We start from the raw sequence: 466 nt of genomic DNA on the forward strand, positions 1-466 counted from the left end.
GTTTCTACTGTCAGCTACTCTTTAAATGATGAAAACCACTTCCGAACCAATCCTGATTTGGTGAAACAGGCTGAAGGTGTTGTGGCCAAATTGTTGGAAAAAAACAGCAAATAAAAGCCAGAATAAAAAACCGGCTTGCCGCGATATGGAGCATATCGGGCAAGCCGGTTTTGTTTTCAGACGGCCTTAAATGGATTTGATTTTTTCCCAAAGGGTTTTGACCGTACCTTGATAGTAGGTTTCGGAAGTGCAATAGACTGTTTCTAAAGCGCATTGTCCTTGTGAACCGTATTTTTTGATACACTGGTTCAAGGCAATTTGATGCACGGTTTTGAAACGAGGGGAGGTAATGGCCACTACGTTTTGCGCGGTCAATTTGCCCATGGCTTTAGGGTAGGCAACAGCGATACAGGTATTGTGCAGTGGGACAACCGTTTTACAGCCTGTTGCTTGGCCTGCGCTGATA

General features: G+C 44.4%; 1 protein-coding gene. It reads right to left on the reverse strand.

Features of this window, described 5'->3' with window-relative positions:
* Nucleotides 1-186: 186 nt before the first annotated feature.
* The coding region (locus tag ACTHUM_RS19370; RefSeq protein WP_440403922.1) for a DUF4189 domain-containing protein at nt 187-466 on the reverse strand (280 nt) is incomplete at its 5' end.

The sequence above is a fragment of the Neisseria sp. P0021.S006 genome, assembly GCF_051956895.1.